Origin of the sequence: Vreelandella hamiltonii, assembly GCF_014651795.1 — a bacterium.
GTDB classification, from domain to species: domain Bacteria; phylum Pseudomonadota; class Gammaproteobacteria; order Pseudomonadales; family Halomonadaceae; genus Vreelandella; species Vreelandella hamiltonii.
Genome location: NZ_BMXO01000001.1, coordinates 353,392 through 369,980 on the forward strand (window position 1 = coordinate 353,392; position 16,589 = coordinate 369,980).

Annotated in this window: 15 protein-coding genes; 3 read left to right on the plus strand and 12 right to left on the minus strand. The window is 60.9% G+C overall.

The features are described 5' to 3' along the window. Nucleotides 1-43 precede the first annotated feature (43 nt). Nucleotides 44-1,294, plus strand: a complete 1,251-nt coding sequence (aztD, locus tag IE061_RS01820) for a zinc metallochaperone AztD (RefSeq protein ID WP_193460808.1) — start codon at nucleotides 44-46, stop codon at nucleotides 1,292-1,294. A gap of 300 nt (nucleotides 1,295-1,594) precedes the next feature. On the opposite strand, the gene IE061_RS18275 is transcribed toward aztD, so the two are convergent. From IE061_RS18275 to IE061_RS01860, 8 genes are all read right to left on the minus strand, one after another. Then, on the minus strand, nucleotides 1,595-1,909 hold the full coding sequence (locus IE061_RS18275) for a CsbD family protein (protein WP_373294923.1): 315 nt from the start codon (nucleotides 1,907-1,909) through the stop codon (nucleotides 1,595-1,597). 7 nt (nucleotides 1,910-1,916) lie between these two features. Then, the gene (locus tag IE061_RS01830; RefSeq protein WP_144981848.1) at nucleotides 1,917-3,002 is read right to left on the minus strand and encodes a DUF2955 domain-containing protein; all 1,086 of its coding nucleotides are present in this window, start codon (nucleotides 3,000-3,002) and stop codon (nucleotides 1,917-1,919) included. Between the two features lie 43 nt (nucleotides 3,003-3,045). After that, on the minus strand, nucleotides 3,046-4,119 hold the full coding sequence (locus IE061_RS01835; RefSeq protein ID WP_144981850.1) for an HlyD family secretion protein: 1,074 nt from the start codon (nucleotides 4,117-4,119) through the stop codon (nucleotides 3,046-3,048). 183 nt (nucleotides 4,120-4,302) lie between these two features. Next, nucleotides 4,303-5,631, minus strand: a complete 1,329-nt coding sequence (locus IE061_RS01840) for a TRAP transporter large permease (RefSeq protein WP_144981853.1) — start codon at nucleotides 5,629-5,631, stop codon at nucleotides 4,303-4,305. Next, a complete protein-coding gene (locus IE061_RS01845) occupies nucleotides 5,624-6,142 on the minus strand; it encodes a TRAP transporter small permease subunit (protein ID WP_193460809.1) in 519 nt (172 codons plus the stop codon). Before IE061_RS01845 ends, IE061_RS01840 begins: the two co-directional genes overlap by 8 nt. An 80-nt stretch (nucleotides 6,143-6,222) precedes the next feature. Then, the gene (gene dctP, locus IE061_RS01850) at nucleotides 6,223-7,275 is read right to left on the minus strand and encodes a TRAP transporter substrate-binding protein DctP (protein WP_193460810.1); all 1,053 of its coding nucleotides are present in this window, start codon (nucleotides 7,273-7,275) and stop codon (nucleotides 6,223-6,225) included. Between the two features lie 258 nt (nucleotides 7,276-7,533). Next, nucleotides 7,534-8,043: a porin family protein gene (locus IE061_RS01855; protein WP_039176693.1), complete on the minus strand. Its 510-nt coding sequence runs from the start codon at nucleotides 8,041-8,043 to the stop codon at nucleotides 7,534-7,536. Between the two features lie 128 nt (nucleotides 8,044-8,171). Continuing rightward, nucleotides 8,172-9,092 (minus strand): EamA family transporter, encoded by a 921-nt coding sequence (locus IE061_RS01860; protein WP_016914665.1) that lies wholly within the window; start codon nucleotides 9,090-9,092, stop codon nucleotides 8,172-8,174. Nucleotides 9,093-9,245: 153 nt separating this feature from the next. Here IE061_RS01860 and IE061_RS01865 point away from each other — a divergent pair, with 153 nt between their 5' ends. Together IE061_RS01865 and pta are read left to right on the plus strand one after the other, a co-directional pair. Further along, on the plus strand, nucleotides 9,246-10,427 hold the full coding sequence (locus IE061_RS01865) for an acetate/propionate family kinase (protein ID WP_193460811.1): 1,182 nt from the start codon (nucleotides 9,246-9,248) through the stop codon (nucleotides 10,425-10,427). Continuing rightward, on the plus strand, nucleotides 10,428-12,611 hold the full coding sequence (gene pta, locus IE061_RS01870) for a phosphate acetyltransferase (RefSeq protein ID WP_193460812.1): 2,184 nt from the start codon (nucleotides 10,428-10,430) through the stop codon (nucleotides 12,609-12,611). A gap of 116 nt (nucleotides 12,612-12,727) precedes the next feature. On the opposite strand, the gene cyoE is transcribed toward pta, so the two are convergent. The 4 genes from cyoE to cyoB are packed head-to-tail and all read right to left on the minus strand — an operon-like array spanning nucleotide 12,728 to nucleotide 16,587. Further along, the gene (gene cyoE / locus IE061_RS01875; RefSeq protein WP_026001798.1) at nucleotides 12,728-13,651 is read right to left on the minus strand and encodes a heme o synthase; all 924 of its coding nucleotides are present in this window, start codon (nucleotides 13,649-13,651) and stop codon (nucleotides 12,728-12,730) included. Continuing rightward, nucleotides 13,609-13,950 carry a cytochrome o ubiquinol oxidase subunit IV gene (gene cyoD / locus IE061_RS01880; protein ID WP_193460813.1) on the minus strand — a complete coding sequence of 114 codons (342 nt, stop codon included), beginning with the start codon at nucleotides 13,948-13,950 and terminating at the stop codon, nucleotides 13,609-13,611. The genes cyoE and cyoD overlap by 43 nt, the downstream gene beginning before the upstream one ends. 1 nt (nucleotide 13,951) lies before the next feature. Further along, entirely contained in the window at nucleotides 13,952-14,563 is a 612-nt protein-coding gene (gene cyoC / locus IE061_RS01885) for a cytochrome o ubiquinol oxidase subunit III (RefSeq protein ID WP_039176704.1), read from the minus strand. Beyond that, nucleotides 14,563-16,587 (minus strand): cytochrome o ubiquinol oxidase subunit I, encoded by a 2,025-nt coding sequence (cyoB, locus tag IE061_RS01890; RefSeq protein ID WP_039176706.1) that lies wholly within the window; start codon nucleotides 16,585-16,587, stop codon nucleotides 14,563-14,565. The genes cyoC and cyoB overlap by 1 nt, the downstream gene beginning before the upstream one ends. Nucleotides 16,588-16,589 lie beyond the last annotated feature (2 nt).

Here is a 16,589-nt window from a genome sequence, read left to right on the forward strand (position 1 = left end):
GGTGATTAACCACGCCCCTTCTGGGCTCAAGGAGAGAGAAACGATGACCCCGATGTTTGTAGGCAAAGCGTTGACCGCGCTCGCTTTCGCGGTAGGCAGTGCCGCCGTGCAGGCCCACGACCACTCCCATAGCCATAGCCACAGCCATGGCGACGATGAAAACGTCACGGCCTGGCGGCTGGTGGTCGCCGACCAGCAGGATGCCGTGGTCCACGTCATCGACGCCACGGAGAAGTCGTTGCTGGACACCTTCGAGCTGGAAGGCCCGGCGGCGCTGCATCGCACCCGTAGCGGCGAGGCGGTATTTGCCGTACAAGGAGCGGCAAACACGGTGTCGGTGATCAATACCGGCATCGCTTTCCATGACCACGGCGACCACGCCGATATCGAGGTGGCCGACCCGGCGCTGCTGAGCACGGTTCTGGAAGGAGAGCGCCCCGCCCACTTCGTCGAGCGCCAGGGCTACATTGCCCAGTGGTTCGATGGTGAAGACGAAGCCCGTCTGTTCACCGAAAGCAGCCTGTTGGCAGACTCCCCAGAGGTCCGTACGGTGCCGGTGGAGGCGGCGCACCACGGAGTGGCCGTGCCTTTCCACCAGCATGCGGTGGTGACGGTGGTCAACCCGGAAGATGCGTCTCAACGCCCGGTCGGTGCGAAGGTGCTGGATAGCGATGGCCACCTGGTCGGCGACGAAGTGGCCTGCCCTGGGCTGCACGGCTCGGCGGGCTCTGGCAGCCTCTATGCGTTGGCTTGCCACACCGGCCTGCTGCTGATCGCCACGGAAGACGGCACGCCCCAGATCACCCATCTGCCCTACCCGAGTTCCCTGCCGGAAGGCAGTGCTTCCACCCTGCTGGGCGGCACCGGGCTACAGTACTTCCTGGGTAACTACGGGCCAGACCGCGTGCTGCTGGTCGACCCCACCGAAGGTGAAGAAGGCTTCCAGCTGGTGCAACTGCCTACCCGTCGCGTGCACTTTGCGGTGGACCCGATTCGCGCCCGCTACGCCTATGTGTTCACCGAAGATGGCCAGCTGCATCAACTGGATGTGCTGAACGGCGAGCTGACCCAATCGCTGCGCCTGACCGAGCCCTACTCCATGGATGGCCACTGGAACGACCCGCGCCCACGCATTGCCGTGGCGGGTGAGCATATCGTGGTCACCGACCCTGCTACCGAAACGCTGCACTTCGTCAGTGCGGAAACCTTCGAAAAGGTCGATGAGATGGCCCTGGAAGGCAAGCCGTTCAATATCGTCGCGGTGGGCGGCACCGGCGTCTCTCACGGGCACTAGGCTTTGTACGAAAGGTCGGCGAGCGATGGCCAGACAAGGCAAAAATCGGCGAAAAGACGGAGTTTACAAGGTGTAAATGAGTACTTTGAGCCGATTTTTAACGCCGTATGGGCGAGCGTAGGCAGTTTTCGTACAAAGCCTAAGCCTGCTGGCCCCTTTGACGGCTCGCACAAAACAACACCGGAGCCCAAGGGCTCCGGTGTTGTTTTTGAAAGAGTATTGGCCGCCGGATCGATAACCTGAACGGTTGGCCCTGGGGCTAGCCATCCGGCAACGAATACATACTCGGTGGCTGTCGTATTACTTCTTGAGCTTGTCCTTGGCTTCTCCCTTGCCTTTTTGCAGTTCGCCCTTGGCCTGCTGCGCTTTGCCTTTGGCTTCGGTTTTGGTGCTACCCGTCGCCTTGCCAGCCGCCTCTTTCACTTTGCCTGCTGCCTTGTTGGCTGTGCCTTTTGCTTTATCTGAAGTACCTGCCATGACGAACACCTCTAATCCGTTAGTAGGGAAGCGGCCGCTGTACTGCGGGTCTACCTGACCGTGCGGCCTGTTATCAGCGTAGCGGGTATTGCCAAAGTTGCCCATTTTCTTTTTTGCAAAGGCCTGGTGCCTGTTCAAGCGGCCTTCAAGCAAGCCGAGTGGCCGCAAAGCGGTTCAGCACCCGCTGCACGCACGCCATCACCACCAGCGTTGCCACCAGCGCCACGCTCATGGAAGAGAAGCGGTACAGCGCGCTGTACACCAGGTCCTGCTGAGGCCCCAGCGACTGCCCGAACAGAATGCCCAGCGTGGTCAAGCCGCCAAACCCGATGCCAGAGCCGCCGCCTTCCAGAATGTGCTCGCGGGCGAACAGCATCAGGCCCAGCCAATAGAGCAGTACCACCAGCAGGAAATGGTGGCTTTGGGTATAGAGGACGAGCTGCATGGCCAGCGCCAGGTTGCATCCCAGCAAGGTGCCCACGGCGCGCTTGGCCGCCGACACCCGAGCGCCCTGATACCCCAGCGTGAACAGAATCAGGATGGTGGCCATTTGCGCCGACAGCGACCCCTGCAAGTCGAACACCTGGAACACCACGAACGAGAGCGTGGCCGTGATCCCGCCCAGCAGGGTTTCATGGCGCACCTGGGCAAGCGGCTTGGCCACCCTGGGCGGCGGCTGGCGGGGCTCGGTATCGGGGAACAGGGTATGCATCAGCATGGCGATGAACACGGCCAGCACGCTGGCCATCAGGTTGCTGGCCAGCAAATCGCCCAGGTCTACGCTGGGGTAGCTGGCAAAGTGCAGCAGTATGCTCAGCGTCAAGACGCCGTTGGCACCGAACAGAAACAGCGGCCCTCTGGCCATCAAGGAGAAGCGCAGCAGAAACAGCCCCAGCACCACCAGCGTCATCACCACCGGCATGTGCTTCAACAGCCCCACCACCACACTGACCTCCAGCGCGTTGAGGCTGCCATTGGCCAGAAACTGACGGATGATGCCAGCATTCAATACAGGCACCATGCCCAGCAGGAACATCGGGAACACGGTGAAAAACACCCCGTAGTTCCAGCCCATCAACTGGCTGACCACGAACCCCAGCAGCCCGCCCCCAGCCACGCGCACGCACTGGCGCAAGCCGTTCTGGTCCAGGCGGCTCGCGGGCCGCGCCTTGGGCGGATGACGGAAACGCTGTTTGAATCGGTGAGTCAGCCGTTTGGTAAACCGATCCATAGACCTGCCCCTAGGCGTATCAGTAGACATGTCAGTAGACATATCAGTAGACATAGTGCAGCCAGCTCACCAGGTGCGCTTGCAGCCAGGCGAAGGGCGCCGCCAGGGCATGCTGGCCCGGCCATAGCTGCACCGTGGCCCGTGCTCCGCTGGGGGGTAGTGAGGCCAGGGCAGTGGTCAAGGGATCGTCCAGCGCGATGTGCAGGCGCATGCGCTGGGCGTCTCTTACCCAGCGGTCGGAGGTAGGAATGCTGGTCAACTGACCATCGGCTGCCAGCTGCCCTTCGCGCACGCCCGCCTCCAGGGCGGTAACGCGGCCCTTGGCAATGTGCCCTGGCAAGGCATCGAACACGACCTGGGCCTCGTCGCCCACGTTCACATGGCGCAGGCTCTTTTCACGAAAGTCCGCGACGATCTCTGCTCGGTCGGCCACCAGCGCAATCACCGGCTGCCCCGCTGGCACATAATCTCCCGGCTGAAGCTGCAGGTTGGCCACCACGCCCGCCTCGCGGGCGCGTACCTGGGTTCTTTCCAGATCCAGCTCGGCGCGGGCCAGCGCATTGTTGGCCTGGCGCAGGCGAAGATTGGCCTCGCCCACCTCTCCCAACTGCACCTCCAGGCTATCGATTTGTGCTTGGGCAGAGGTCACGGCCGCCTGGGCGGTATGCTCGGCGGCCACCTGCTGGTCGTACTGCTGGCGGGAGATGCCCTGCCGCCCCAGCAGCGCCTCGGCGCGGCGACGCTCACCGCTACGCTCCTCCAGAGTCGCCTGGGCAGACACCAGCGATGCCCTGGCCGCCGCCAGCTCTGCCCGCAGCCGCGCGTTCTCTTGCTCGGCCTGCTCGCGGTTCAGCAAGGCCTGCTGCCGGGCCAGCTCGAACGGCGCGGGCTCCAGCCGGAACAGCACGTCCCCTGCGGCTACCCGCTGGTGGTCGTTCACCAGCACCGCCTCCACGGGCGCCCCCAGTTCCGGGGCTATCTGGGTCACCGGCCGCATTACCCGTGCCTCTGGGGTCATCGGCATGAAGCTGTCAGCCACCAGAAAATAGACGAACAGCACCGCAAACGCCGCCAGCGCAATACGTACCCAGCGGCTGAAACGTTGATCAGGAGTCATTGGCGTACTCACTCACTGCCCCTCGGGAAGCCCCAAGGAAAGCATCAGAAGGAATACTTTAGTCTAACAAAATAATTAGCAGGCTAACAACACAGCTATGCGGGCAGAATACAGGTGCCCCACAACGACACTGCCGCCTTACGGCGGCAGTCAATGGCAGGTGGCTTGGTCAGCGCCAAACGTTCAGCGCCAGGAGGGTCCACCCATGACATCCGGCAGCCATAGCGCCAGCTGCGGGAAGGCCAACACCAGCGCCAACACGACCAGTTGCGCCAGAATGAATGGCACGACCCCTATGTACATGTGCCTGAGGGTGACCTCCGGCGGCGTAATGGCTCTCAAGTAAAAGATGGCAGGCGCCAGCGGTGGCGTCAGGTAGCTGGTCTGCAACACGACCAGGAACGCAACGCAGAACCATATTTCATCGAACCCAAGCATCCGCACGATCGGCATGGCCACGGGAATGATGATGAGCACCACGGAAATCAGGTCGAGAACGAAACCGGCGATGAACGCGATAAGCAGAATCAGGCCCAAAATCATCCATGGGCTGAGTCCCGTGTCCATCAGCAAGGCTTGTACGGTCGCCATCCCCCCAGAAGCGAAGAACACGCCTGCGAACATGCTTCCCCCCAGAACGATCAGGAGAATCATGGCCGAGATATTGACCGTCTTGATTGCGGAGTTCCACAGCACTTCCAGCGTCAGGTTGCGATACGCCGCCGCCAGCACGATGGACCCCAGCGCCCCGCATGCAGCGGCTTCCGTGGGCGTTGCCAGCCCCATCAGGATGGTGCCCAGCACGATGAAGATCAGCAGCATGGTCGGCACCAACGCCACCAGGGTGACCTTGATCTTTTCCCCCCAAGCCACGTCAGGCTCCTGCTCTTGCACCCTGGGGGCCATGTCAGGCTTCAGATAGGCCACCCCGACGATGTAGACCAGGAACATCACCGCCATCAAGAAGCCGGGAATCAACAGGCCACTGAACAGCGACCCCACCGATACGCCTGCCACGGGGCCCAGCACGACCACGGTGATGGATGGCGGAATCGCCGTTCCCAGGGAGCCACTGGCACAAATGGTGCCCGATATGAGGCTTTTACTGTAGTGATGCTTGAGCATGACGGGAATGGCCAGCATGCCGATGACGGCTTCCGTGGCGCCGACCACACCGCTCGATGCGGCAAACAGGGTGCCCATGATGATGGCACCGACGCCCAGCCCGCCGGGCAGCCGCCGGGTCCACATGTGAATGGCTTCGAACAGCCGCTCGGCGATTCCCGACCTTTCCAGCATGGCGCCCATGAAGATGAACAGAGGCACCGCCGCCAGAATGGAGTTCGAGGCGGTATCTTCGATTTTGGTCAACAGCTGGTAGGCCGCCACATCACCAAACTGAACGATCCCGAACCCGGTGGCTACCAGAATCATGGAAAAGGCAATGGGAAAACCCGAGATAATCAGCGCCATCAGCGCCGGAAACATTAGCAGCGCGAGATAACTACTCATGGTTGCCGCCCTCCACGGGTGCCTTGCCACTGATCAAGCAGACGGATTTCAGAAACTCGGCAACCACTTGCAGGGCCAGGATGGCAAAGCCAATGAACCAGACGGTGAAGATTGGCCATACCACCGGGTTCCAGGCCGAACGGCCTGAGCGCTCGTTGCTTTCAAACGCACCCAGCGCGTATTTCGATAGCTCCCATACCAGCCACACCAGCACGGGCAAGAACATGACGTAGCCAACCGCACGTATTGCCGCATTGGCCTTGGGGCTCAGCTTCAGTGCCATGATATCGACACTGACGTGTTGGCCAATTCTCAGGGCATTGGCCATGCCCAGCATGAACATGGCCCCCATGACCATGTAACTAACCTCGAATGCCCAGAGCGTGGGCCTGCCGGCCACATATCGGCTGAACACTTCCACGATCAGGGCACCGATAAGAGGAAACACCAGTAATGCGCCCAACCATCCCGACAGGCGGGTCAGCGCTTCGATTGCTTTAATCAGTTTCATGACCAACTCTCAGCGTATAGGCAGCCAAACGAAAAGGGAGGCCTGGTCAGGCCTCCTTGTTTCATGCATGTGCCAAGGGATCAGCGGCCCATCACACCAATTGGCAGGCGATACTGGGACCAGTTGTTCATGTCATTCTTGAAGTCGCGCTGGGATTCGAGAACACGGGCAAACCATTCGTTTGCGGCGGCGTATTCATCTTCCCAAAGCTCTGTTTCGGCATAGATGGCATCGATGAACGATTGATCCAGCTCGATGATTTCGTTCGGCCCATCGACCAGTTCCTGGTAGGCATCCAGGTCAGCAAAAGAGCTGGCCAACCATGTTTCGAACACGGACATCTTGCCCGCCAGCCGCAGCATCTGTTGCTGCTGCTCGCTCAAGCTTTCCCAGGTATTGCTGTTTACCTGGCACTCCAGGAAGCCTCCCGACTGATGAACGCCAGGAATGACCACGTACTGGGCAACTTCCTGGAAACCCGTCGGCCGGTTCATCTCCGGGCTCCCCCACTCGGCAGCATCGATCACGCCACGCTCCAGGGAGCTGTAGATATCGCTACCGGCCATGACCACCGTGGAAGCCCCCAGCCTGGAGGCGATCTCGGCCCAGGCGCCAGAGGTTCTCAGGCGTAGGCCCTGGAAATCTTCGAGGGTACGCACAGGCTTGTTCGAGTGAAGGAAAATTTCGGTACCCAGGATGGCGCAGGGGAAGGCCACTACATCGAACACGTCTCTACGGTACTCTTCGTAAAGCTCTACCCCGCCCCCTTCATACATCCACAGCATGAACTCTTCCGGCGTCAGGCCACTGGAGTGTCCGGCCAACAGCGCCGTCGTGGGGTCAGTGCCGTAGTCATAGTTGATGTAGTTATGGCTAATTTGAGCCACGCCGGACTTGACCGTATTGGTGACGCGCAAGGCGCTTCCCAGGGTACCGCCAGGATACACTTCGATGGCGATCTCGCCGTTGGAAAGCTCACTGACGCGATCTGCAAACATCTGGGCGTCGCGTTCGAGCCAAGGGCCACCACTCCATGGGGTCGCCATTCGCCAGTTCATCTCGGCCGCTCCGGCCGTCATCACCAACCCTGCGTTAAGGCCTACGACCAAAGCCAATTTACTGATTTTATTCATGATTTTTCCTCTGCAATGGAGCGTTATGGGTTTGTTCGCTGGCCATTTTCGTTGTTGTCTTTATTTTGACCTTATCATTTACGCAGGTGCAGCATTTGGCCGAAACTCTGAAAAACTGTGCCCATACTCAGCAAAGTGCCTACCCACCAATAAAAAGCCCCGCTGTCTGCCTGTGTCGGCAGATCAGCGGGGCGGGGTTCCCTTGATACGAGTTTGTCGGGTCGTTACCTGTACATGGTGATGCCAGCAGCCGTAGCGTCAGAAACGATAGCGTAGGCCGATGCTGGCGGCATCGAAGTCATACGCGGATTTGTCCAGGTAGCGCATGTAGTCGGCGCCCAGTGCCAGGTTGTCGGCAATGTCCACTTCCGCGCCAGCGCCATAGGAGAAGCCGCTTTCACGGTCACGGTCGAAATCGACCTCGGTGACACCGGCCAGGCCGTAGAGGCGTACATCCGGCGAGACGGGCAGGATACCCTTGGCGTAAACACCGGCCAGGTAATCGAGCTCTACGTTGCCATCAGAGCCGCCTGTGCCCAGGTGGCCTTCCAGGGCGAAAAACTCGTTGAACTGAGCACCACCGCGCAGGCGCAGGCCCACGTCGTCGCGGGATGAGCCGCGGTCGGGGTCCAGGCTCCAGAACATGGCATCGCCACCCACGTATCCTTGTGGGTATTGGAAAGATTGTTGGGCCTGAGCTGATGCCGCAAAAGTACCGGCGCCTACCAGCAGTGCCGCAGAGGCAAGGGAAAGAACGGACGTTTTCATGGGGTTCACCTCAGTTAAGAAACAGCGTTTCCTTACGCTGAGCAAGTGTGGCTCAACCCCCGAGAGAACGCAAATGCCGCCCCACGCTTTGCATATAATTTCCTTTTTTCGGCGCCCGGTGGCGTGGGCTAGCGGCCTTTCGACAGGCTGAGCACCACGATGCCCCCCACCACCACCGCGCCGCCCAGCAGCTGGCTGGGGCTGAGCATTTGTCCCAGCACCAGGTAACCGATCAGCAGCGAAGCCACCGGCTCGAAGTTCATCACGGGGGCGTTGCGCGCCATGTCCAGGCGGGGCACGAAGATGAACAGCACCGAAAACGCACTGCCGTAAAGCAGTGCCAGCATGATGAGCCCTGCCCAGCCACTACTGTTGTCGGGCAGGCTCATGCCGCCAGGCACTGCCCCCAGTAGCCCGCCAAGAATCATGGCCACGAATACGGTCTGCATGGTGAGCAGGCTACGCAGGGTACTGCCTACGCCTGCCAGGCGGTGCTCAGTGATCCACAGCGCACAGGCAAACGCAAACGCCGCCAGCAGCCCAAAGCCAATGCCTGCCAACCACTCGGGGCCCATGGCATCGGCGTTGGCCAACCAGCTGGGAATATCCAGCACCACCAGCAGTCCAATCAGTATGGTGCCCATGATCAGGCAGCTGCGCAGCGAAGGCCTGGGGCCACCCAGCGCCCAGCTAAGCAGCGCCAGTTGAATGGGAAAGGTGTTGACCAGCAGCAGGGCAATGACCACCGGCAGGCGAGCCACGGCGGAATAGAGGCTGACGCTTTGCAGGGTGATCAACAGCCCCACCACCAGCTGCCAGCGCCAGGCACCGGGCGGCAGCCAGAAGCGCTTTTTCTGCAGCACGAACAGGCTCAGCAGGATGACGCAGGCCACCCCTGAACGCATCAATACCGCCAGCAGCAGCCCCGTACCGTTATCGAAGGCCAGCCGCGCCGACACGTGGTTGGCGGCGAACATGGTGGCCACACACATCATCAGCAGAATGGCGAGATGACGGGGCAAAAGCGCGGGGCTGGAAATCGACGACATAGGAACAAAACGGCTCACGTTAGGTTATATAAGGAACAGGATGACGACATTTTACATAGAAGGCTAACTAAATTCTTCGCTGATTTTCTCAGTCTCCGCATGTTAAACTAAAGTCTATCCCCCTTTCCTCCTGACTACTTTACAAAGGTTGTTATGAACGCACCGGTGCTGGTTATCAACTGTGGCTCTTCTTCCATTAAATACGCTTTGATTGATTCAGACCCTCAGGCACCGCGTCTAGCCGGTTTGGCAGAACGCCTGGGCAGCAGCGACGCTCGCCTGAAAGGCAAGAACAGCGCCGGTGAGAGCTTCACCCAGCCGTTGCCCGGCGCCGACCACGCCGAAGCGCTAAACGCCATTCTGGAGCGCCTGGAAGGCCGCGTTCCCGGTGCCGTGGGCCACCGTATCGTGCATGGAGGAGAGCACTTCACCCAGGCGGCGCTGATCGACGACAGCGTGATTGCCGCCATCGAAACCACCGCAGCCCTGGCCCCGTTGCACAACCCTGCCAATCTGGCGGGTATTGCCGCCACGCGCAAGGTGTTTCCCGAGCTGCCCCAGGTGGCCGTCTTCGACACCGCCTTCCATCAGACACTGCCGCCCCGTGCTTACCGCTACGCGCTGCCGGAAGCGCTGTACACCGAACATGGCATTCGCCGCTACGGCTTTCACGGCACCAGCCATGCGTTCGTCAGCCAGCGCGCCGGGGAACTGAGCAGCCGTGGTGCAGGCGGCTGGCTGACCGCCCACCTGGGCAACGGCTGCTCCACCAGCGCCGTGTGGAACAACCAGAGCCTGGATACCAGCATGGGCCTTACCCCGCTGGAAGGCCTGGTGATGGGCACCCGCAGCGGTGACGTCGACCCCGGCCTGCATGCCCACCTGCATCGCCAACTGGGCTGGTCGGTGGAAGAGATCGATAACGTCCTGAACAAGCAAAGCGGCCTGCTGGGCCTTTCCGGCCTGACCAACGACATGCGTGAAGTGGAAGACCAGGCCGTGGCTGGCCACCCCGGTGCCAAGCTGGCGCTGGACGTGTTCTGCTACCGCATCGCCAAGTCGCTGGCGGCGCTGTCCTGTGCATTACCTAAGTTAGACGGCGTGATCTTCACTGGCGGTATTGGCGAAAACTCGCCTATCGTACGTCGTGAAGTGCTGGCGCTGCTGCCCCACTTCGGTTTCAGCATGGACGAAGCCGCCAACGAAGCGACCATTCGCGGCAAGGAAGGCAAATTGGACACCGCGAGCCATAACGGCCCTGAAGTGTGGGTGATCCCCACCGATGAAGAGGGCCGCATTGCCATGGAAACCCGCTACTGCGTGGAGACCCCTTGAATGAACAGCTCTTCCGAGCAACCCCAAGCCATTCTGCTTGTCCCCACCAGCATGGGGGCAGGCTTGACCTCGGCCTGTCTGGGCCTGATTCAGGCGCTGGACACCATTGGCCTGAAAGCCGGCTTTCTGAAGCCGTTCATGCAGAACGAGCTGAACGGCCCTGGCCTTGACCGCTCGACGGCGCTGGTCTCGCGGACGCTGAACCAGCGCCCGCCCTCGCCTATTTCCCAGGCACGCCTGGAGCGGCTGCTACGCGACGACCAGACCGACGAGCTGATGGAAAACGTCGTCGAGCTTTACGAGCAGGTCACCCAGCAGGCGTACCGTGACGGCAGCGCTCTGGACCTGGTGGTGGTGGAAGGCGTCGTGCCGACTCAGCACACTACCTACGCGACCCAGACCAACGCGCAGTTGGCGCATGCCCTGAACGCCCGCATCATCCTGGTGGGCACCGGCGACTTGAACGAGCCCCAACACCTGGCGGAAGAGCTGGACATGCACGCCCGCAGCTTTGGCGGCGTCAGCTCCAGCCGCACCCTGGGCGGCATTCTGATGCGCATGAAAAACCTGCCCTATGGGCAGGAGGACGACCTTTCCGCCGCCCCCGGCACCATCAAGCCGCAGTTGGAAGAGCCGGTACTCAACGAGCTGCGCCGCTACTCCCCGGCGCTGGCCACCGACAGCTTCCACCTGATTGGCGTGGTGCCCTACAGCAAGACCCTGAGCGCCCCGCGCACGCTGGACGTCGCGCGGGCACTGAACGCCAAGGTGCTCAACGAAGGGGACGCCGCACAGCGCCGCGTGCTGTCGACCAGCCTGTGTGCCCGCAGCGCCGCCAACGCGCTGCATATTTTCACGCCCGGCAGCCTGGTGGTGGCCTCCGGCGACCGTGACGACGTGGTGCTGGCCTCGGCACTGGCCACCATGAACGGCACCCAGCTGGCGGGCGTGCTGCTCACCAACGGGTTCATTCCCAACGACGGCATGATCGAGATGTGCCGCCCGGCGCTGAAGACCGGCCTGCCGGTGCTGGCGGTGGAAACCGACAGCCTGACCACGGCCCAGAACCTCAGCCAGCTCAGCAGCGAAATTCCCATGGACGACTTCGAGCGCGCCGAGCAGGTGGCACGCTACGTAGCGGCACACATGGACCTGGAGTGGCTGAAAGCCAAGCTGAGCCGTGGCTATACCCGACGCCTCTCGCCGTCGGCGTTCCGCCATCAGTTGGTGAAGCTGGCCCAACAGGCCAAAAAGCGCATCGTGCTGCCGGAAGGCGACGAGCCGCGCACCATCGAAGCCGCCATCATCTGCCAGCGCCGTGGCATTGCCGACTGCGTCCTGCTGGGCAAGCGGGAAGATATCGAAAGCGTGGCCCATCACCGTGGCCTGACGCTGCCGGATACGCTGACCATCATCGACCCGGAAAGCACCCGCGCCAGCTACATCGACCCCATGGTCGAACGCCGCCGAGGCAAGCTCAACGAGCTGACCGCCGAAGCGCAGCTTCAGGACAACGTGGTGCTGGGCACCATGATGCTGCAGCTGGATGAGGTGGACGGCCTGGTGTCGGGCGCAGTACATACCACAGCCAACACGGTTCGCCCGGCGTTTCAGCTGATCAAGACGGCCCCGGAGTACAATCAGGTCTCGTCGATCTTCTTCATGCTGCTGCCCGAGCAGGTGGTGGTGTACGGCGACTGCGCGGTGAACCCGGACCCGGATGCCGAAACCCTGGCGGAAATCGCCCTGCAGAGCGCGCGCTCTGCCGAGGCCTTCGGTATCGAGCCCCGGGTGGCGATGATCAGCTACTCCACCGGCGACTCCGGCACCGGCGCCGACGTGGATAAAGTCCGCGAAGCGACCCGCATCGCCAAGGAGCGCGCACCGCACCTGGCCATCGACGGCCCGCTGCAGTACGACGCCGCCGCCATCGAAAGCGTGGGCAAACAGAAAGCCCCCGACTCCCCCGTGGCGGGCAAGGCCACCGTGTTCGTGTTCCCCGACCTCAATACCGGCAACACGACCTACAAGGCCGTTCAGCGTAGCGCCCGGGTAGTCAGCGTTGGCCCGATGCTGCAAGGTTTGAACAAGCCGGTGAACGACCTGTCCCGCGGTGCCCTGGTGGATGACATCGTCTACACCATCGCCCTCACCGCAATCCAGGCCAGCCAGCGGGAAAGCTAGGCACTCGCCGAGCCCTGTATACGTATCCGCTGAAAGCCACACTAAAAAGAACGCCCCGAACAGTTCACTGTTCGGGGCGTTTCAGGTTTTGCGTCAGGTTCAATCGTTGGGAGGCATTACACCCACATGGGCACCATGGCTTCCAGCACCATCACCAAACTCATCGCGGTGATCGTCAGAATGGAGACCCCAAACACTTTCCTGGCCCAGCGAACATCGTCATCTAACCGATAGCCGCGTAGTGCCAGGTAGAGCCAGTAGCCGCCCATGACCAGCGCCACACACAGATACCCCATCCCCGCCTGACTGGCCAGGACCAGCGCCAGCGAGGCGGGAATGAACGCCACGATGTAACCCAGGATGTGATGCTTGGCCATTTTGATTCCGTGCACCACCGGCAGTACCGGGATTGATGCCCGCTGATAATCCGCATAGCGGAAAATCGCAATGGCATAGGAGTGCGGCATCTGCCACAGGCAGAAAATCACCAGTAGCATCAGCGCACCGCTATCGAACTGCCCCGTGACGGCACAGTAGCCCACCACCGGGGGCATGGCCCCGGAAAGGCTGCCCACCAGCGTGCCGTACTCGGAGTGGCGCTTCATGTAGAGGCTGTAGACCCCGACATACACGCCCCAGCCAATCACCGCCAGCGCCACCGTCAAGCCATTGGTGCCCAATGCCAGGCACACGACCCCCGCCACGCCCAGCAGCGCCGAAATACCCAGTGCCTGAGTAATCGAGATACGCCCCTTGGCGAGCGGGCGATGGCGCGTACGCGCCATCAGTGCATCGATATCCCGGTCGATGACGTTGTTGCAGGCACAGCCCGAGGCAATCACCAGCGCAATGCCCAGCATCACCGAGGCAAACGTGACGACATCGAAGGTGCCGTGGGCGGCCAGAAAATAGCCCCCCAGCGTGGCGATCAAGTTACCACCAATGATGCCCGGCTTGGTGAGCGCCAGCAGGTCTCGCCAGCGGCTCGGTGCCACGTTCAGCCGATCATCATGCTGAGATGCAGATGCTGCATGATCCATAAAGAGCCCCCTACCACCAGGACGAGTATCGTCAGTGTGAAAACGAAGGACATCAGATTCCACCCCTCGTCGGCTTTGGTATTCATATGCATAAACATGACCAGCTGGACCAGAATCTGCAGCACGGCTGTTACAGCGATGACCACCACCGTCGCGGCGGTGCTTAGCGCACCGCTCATGACAACCGCAAACGGAATCACGGTTAGCACTAAAGATAGCAGAAGCCCGACAACATACGATTTAACGCTTCCATGGGAAGTCGTTGAATGCGCTGCTGAATGTGATGACGATTGGCTCATGTCAAAGCACCCCCATCAGGTAGACGAACGAGAACACACAGATCCACACGATATCCAGGAAGTGCCAGAACAGGCTGAGACACAGGATACGCGGGCGCGTCATGGGCGTCAGGCCCTTGGTGGAAAGCTGCACCAGCATCACCAGAATCCATACCAGCCCCACCGTGACGTGCAGGCCATGGGTGCCCACCAGGGTAAAGAAAGACGACAGAAACGCGCTCTGGTCTGGCCCATACCCTTGATGAATCAGGTGATGAAACTCATACACTTCCATGCCGACGAAGGCAGCCCCCAGGGCAAAGGTGACCGCCAGCCACGCCTTGACCTGCCCCACCCGCTCGGCATTCATGGCCAAAACGCCCATGCCAAAAGTGAAACTGCTGAACAGCAGCAGAAAGGTTTCGACCAGCACGAACGGCAGCTCGAAAATATCGGCAGCCGTAGGCCCCGCCGCCGTGCCCTTCATGAGCACGGCATAAGTGGCAAACAGTGACCCGAAGATCACCAGATCGCTCATCAGGTAGACCCAGAAGCCGAAGACCTTGGTGCCTGCGGCATCGTGGTGTTCGTGGGGCTCTGCAGTGGCCCCGTGATGCAAGGTATCCGTGGCCATTACGCTCGCGCCTCCACATAGTTGGTTTGTTCGCTATCGACAGCGCTGCTGGGTGCCGAGGTTTTGCGGCGCTGATGTTCACGCTCGATACGCTCCACTTCGGCAGCGGGCACGTAGTAGTCGATGTCATCGTTGAACACACGGGCGAGGAAACTCACCACCACGCCCAGCGCACCGACGCCCGCCAGCCACCAGATGTGCCACACCAGCGCAAAACCCAGCACCAGTGCGAAGAGGCTGATCACCGGACCGGCCACGGTATTACGGGGCATGTGGATATCGGTGTAGGGCGCGTCTTCGAGCTGTTCGTTACTGCGCTGTTTTTGCGACCAGAAGCTGTCGATGTCGCCCACTTCCGGCAAACGGGCAAAGTTGTAGAACGGCGCGGGGGAAGACGTGGACCACTCCAGCGTACGGCCATCCCAGGGGTCGCCGGTCAGGTCGGCATTGAGCTTGCGGTCGCGCACGCTGACCCAGAACTGAATCACGGTACAGGCAATGCCCATCATGATGATCACGGCACCCACCCAGGCCAGAATCATCCAGGGCTGCCATTCGGGGTTGGCGTAGGACTGCATGCGACGCACGGCACCGAAGAAGCTCAGCACGTAAAGCGGCATGAAGGCGACGTAGAAACCGATGAACCAGCACCAGAACGAACGCTTGCCCCACTTTTCGCTCAGCGTGAAGCCGAACGCTTTGGGGAACCAGTAGGTCAGGCCTGCCATCATGCCGAACACCACGCCGCCGATGATGACGTTGTGGAAGTGAGCAATCACGAACAGGCTGTTGTGCAGGACGAAGTTGGCTGCTGGCAGCGCCAGCATCACGCCGGTCATGCCGCCCAGGGTAAAGGTGATGATGAACCCCAGGGTCCATAGCACCGGCGAGGTCAGCTCCAGGCTGCCACGGAAGATGGTGAACAGCCAGTTGAACACTTTCACCCCGGTGGGGATGGCGATGACCATGGTCATGATGCCGAAGAAGGCGTTGACGTTGGCTCCGGCACCCATGGTGAAGAAGTGGTGCAACCAGACGATGAACGACAGCAGCGTGATGGCCACGGTGGCCCACACCATGGTCTTGTAACCGAACAGGCGCTTACGGGCGAAGGTCGCGATGACTTCCGAGAACACGCCAAAGGCGGGCAGGATCAGAATGTACACTTCCGGGTGGCCCCAGGCCCAGATGAGGTTGACGTACATCATCATGTTGCCGCCAAAGTCATTGGTGAAGAAGTGCATGCCGAAGTAGCGATCCAGCGTCAGCAGGGCAATGGTCGCGGTCAAAATGGGAAACGAGGCAATGATCAGGATATTGGCGCACAGAGATGTCCAGGTGAAGATCGGCATGCGGAACAGCGTCATGCCTTTGGTGCGCATTTTCAGGATCGTGACGAAGAAGTTGATACCGGTGAGCGTCGTGCCTATCCCTGATATCTGCAAGGCCCATATCCAGTAATCGACCCCCACCCCAGGGCTGAACTCTATCCCCGATAAAGGCGCATACGCGAGCCAGCCGGTCTTGGCGAACTCCCCCACCACCAGTGAGATGTTCACCAGCACCGCAGAGACCGCAAACAGCCAGAAGCTCAAGTTGTTGAGAAACGGAAAAGCCACGTCGCGGGCGCCGATCTGGAGTGGCACCACCAGGTTCATCAGGCCGATGACCATGGGCATCGCAACGAAGAAGATCATGATCACGCCGTGGGCGGTAAAGATCTGATCGTAATGTTCAGGAGGGAGATAACCTGCGGCACCCCCGGCCGCCATGGCCAGTTGGGTACGCATCATGATGGCATCGGCAAAGCCACGCAGCAGCATGACCAGGGCCACCACAAAATACATGATACCGAGCTTCTTGTGGTCGACGGAGGTAAACCACTCGTTCCACAGCCAGCCCCACTTGCGGTAATAGGTGAGCGCGCCAAGCAGCGCCGCACCGCCAATCGCCATGAACGCCGCCACGACCATGATGATCGGTTCGTGATACGGAATGGCGTCGAGCGTCAATTTTCCAAACATGT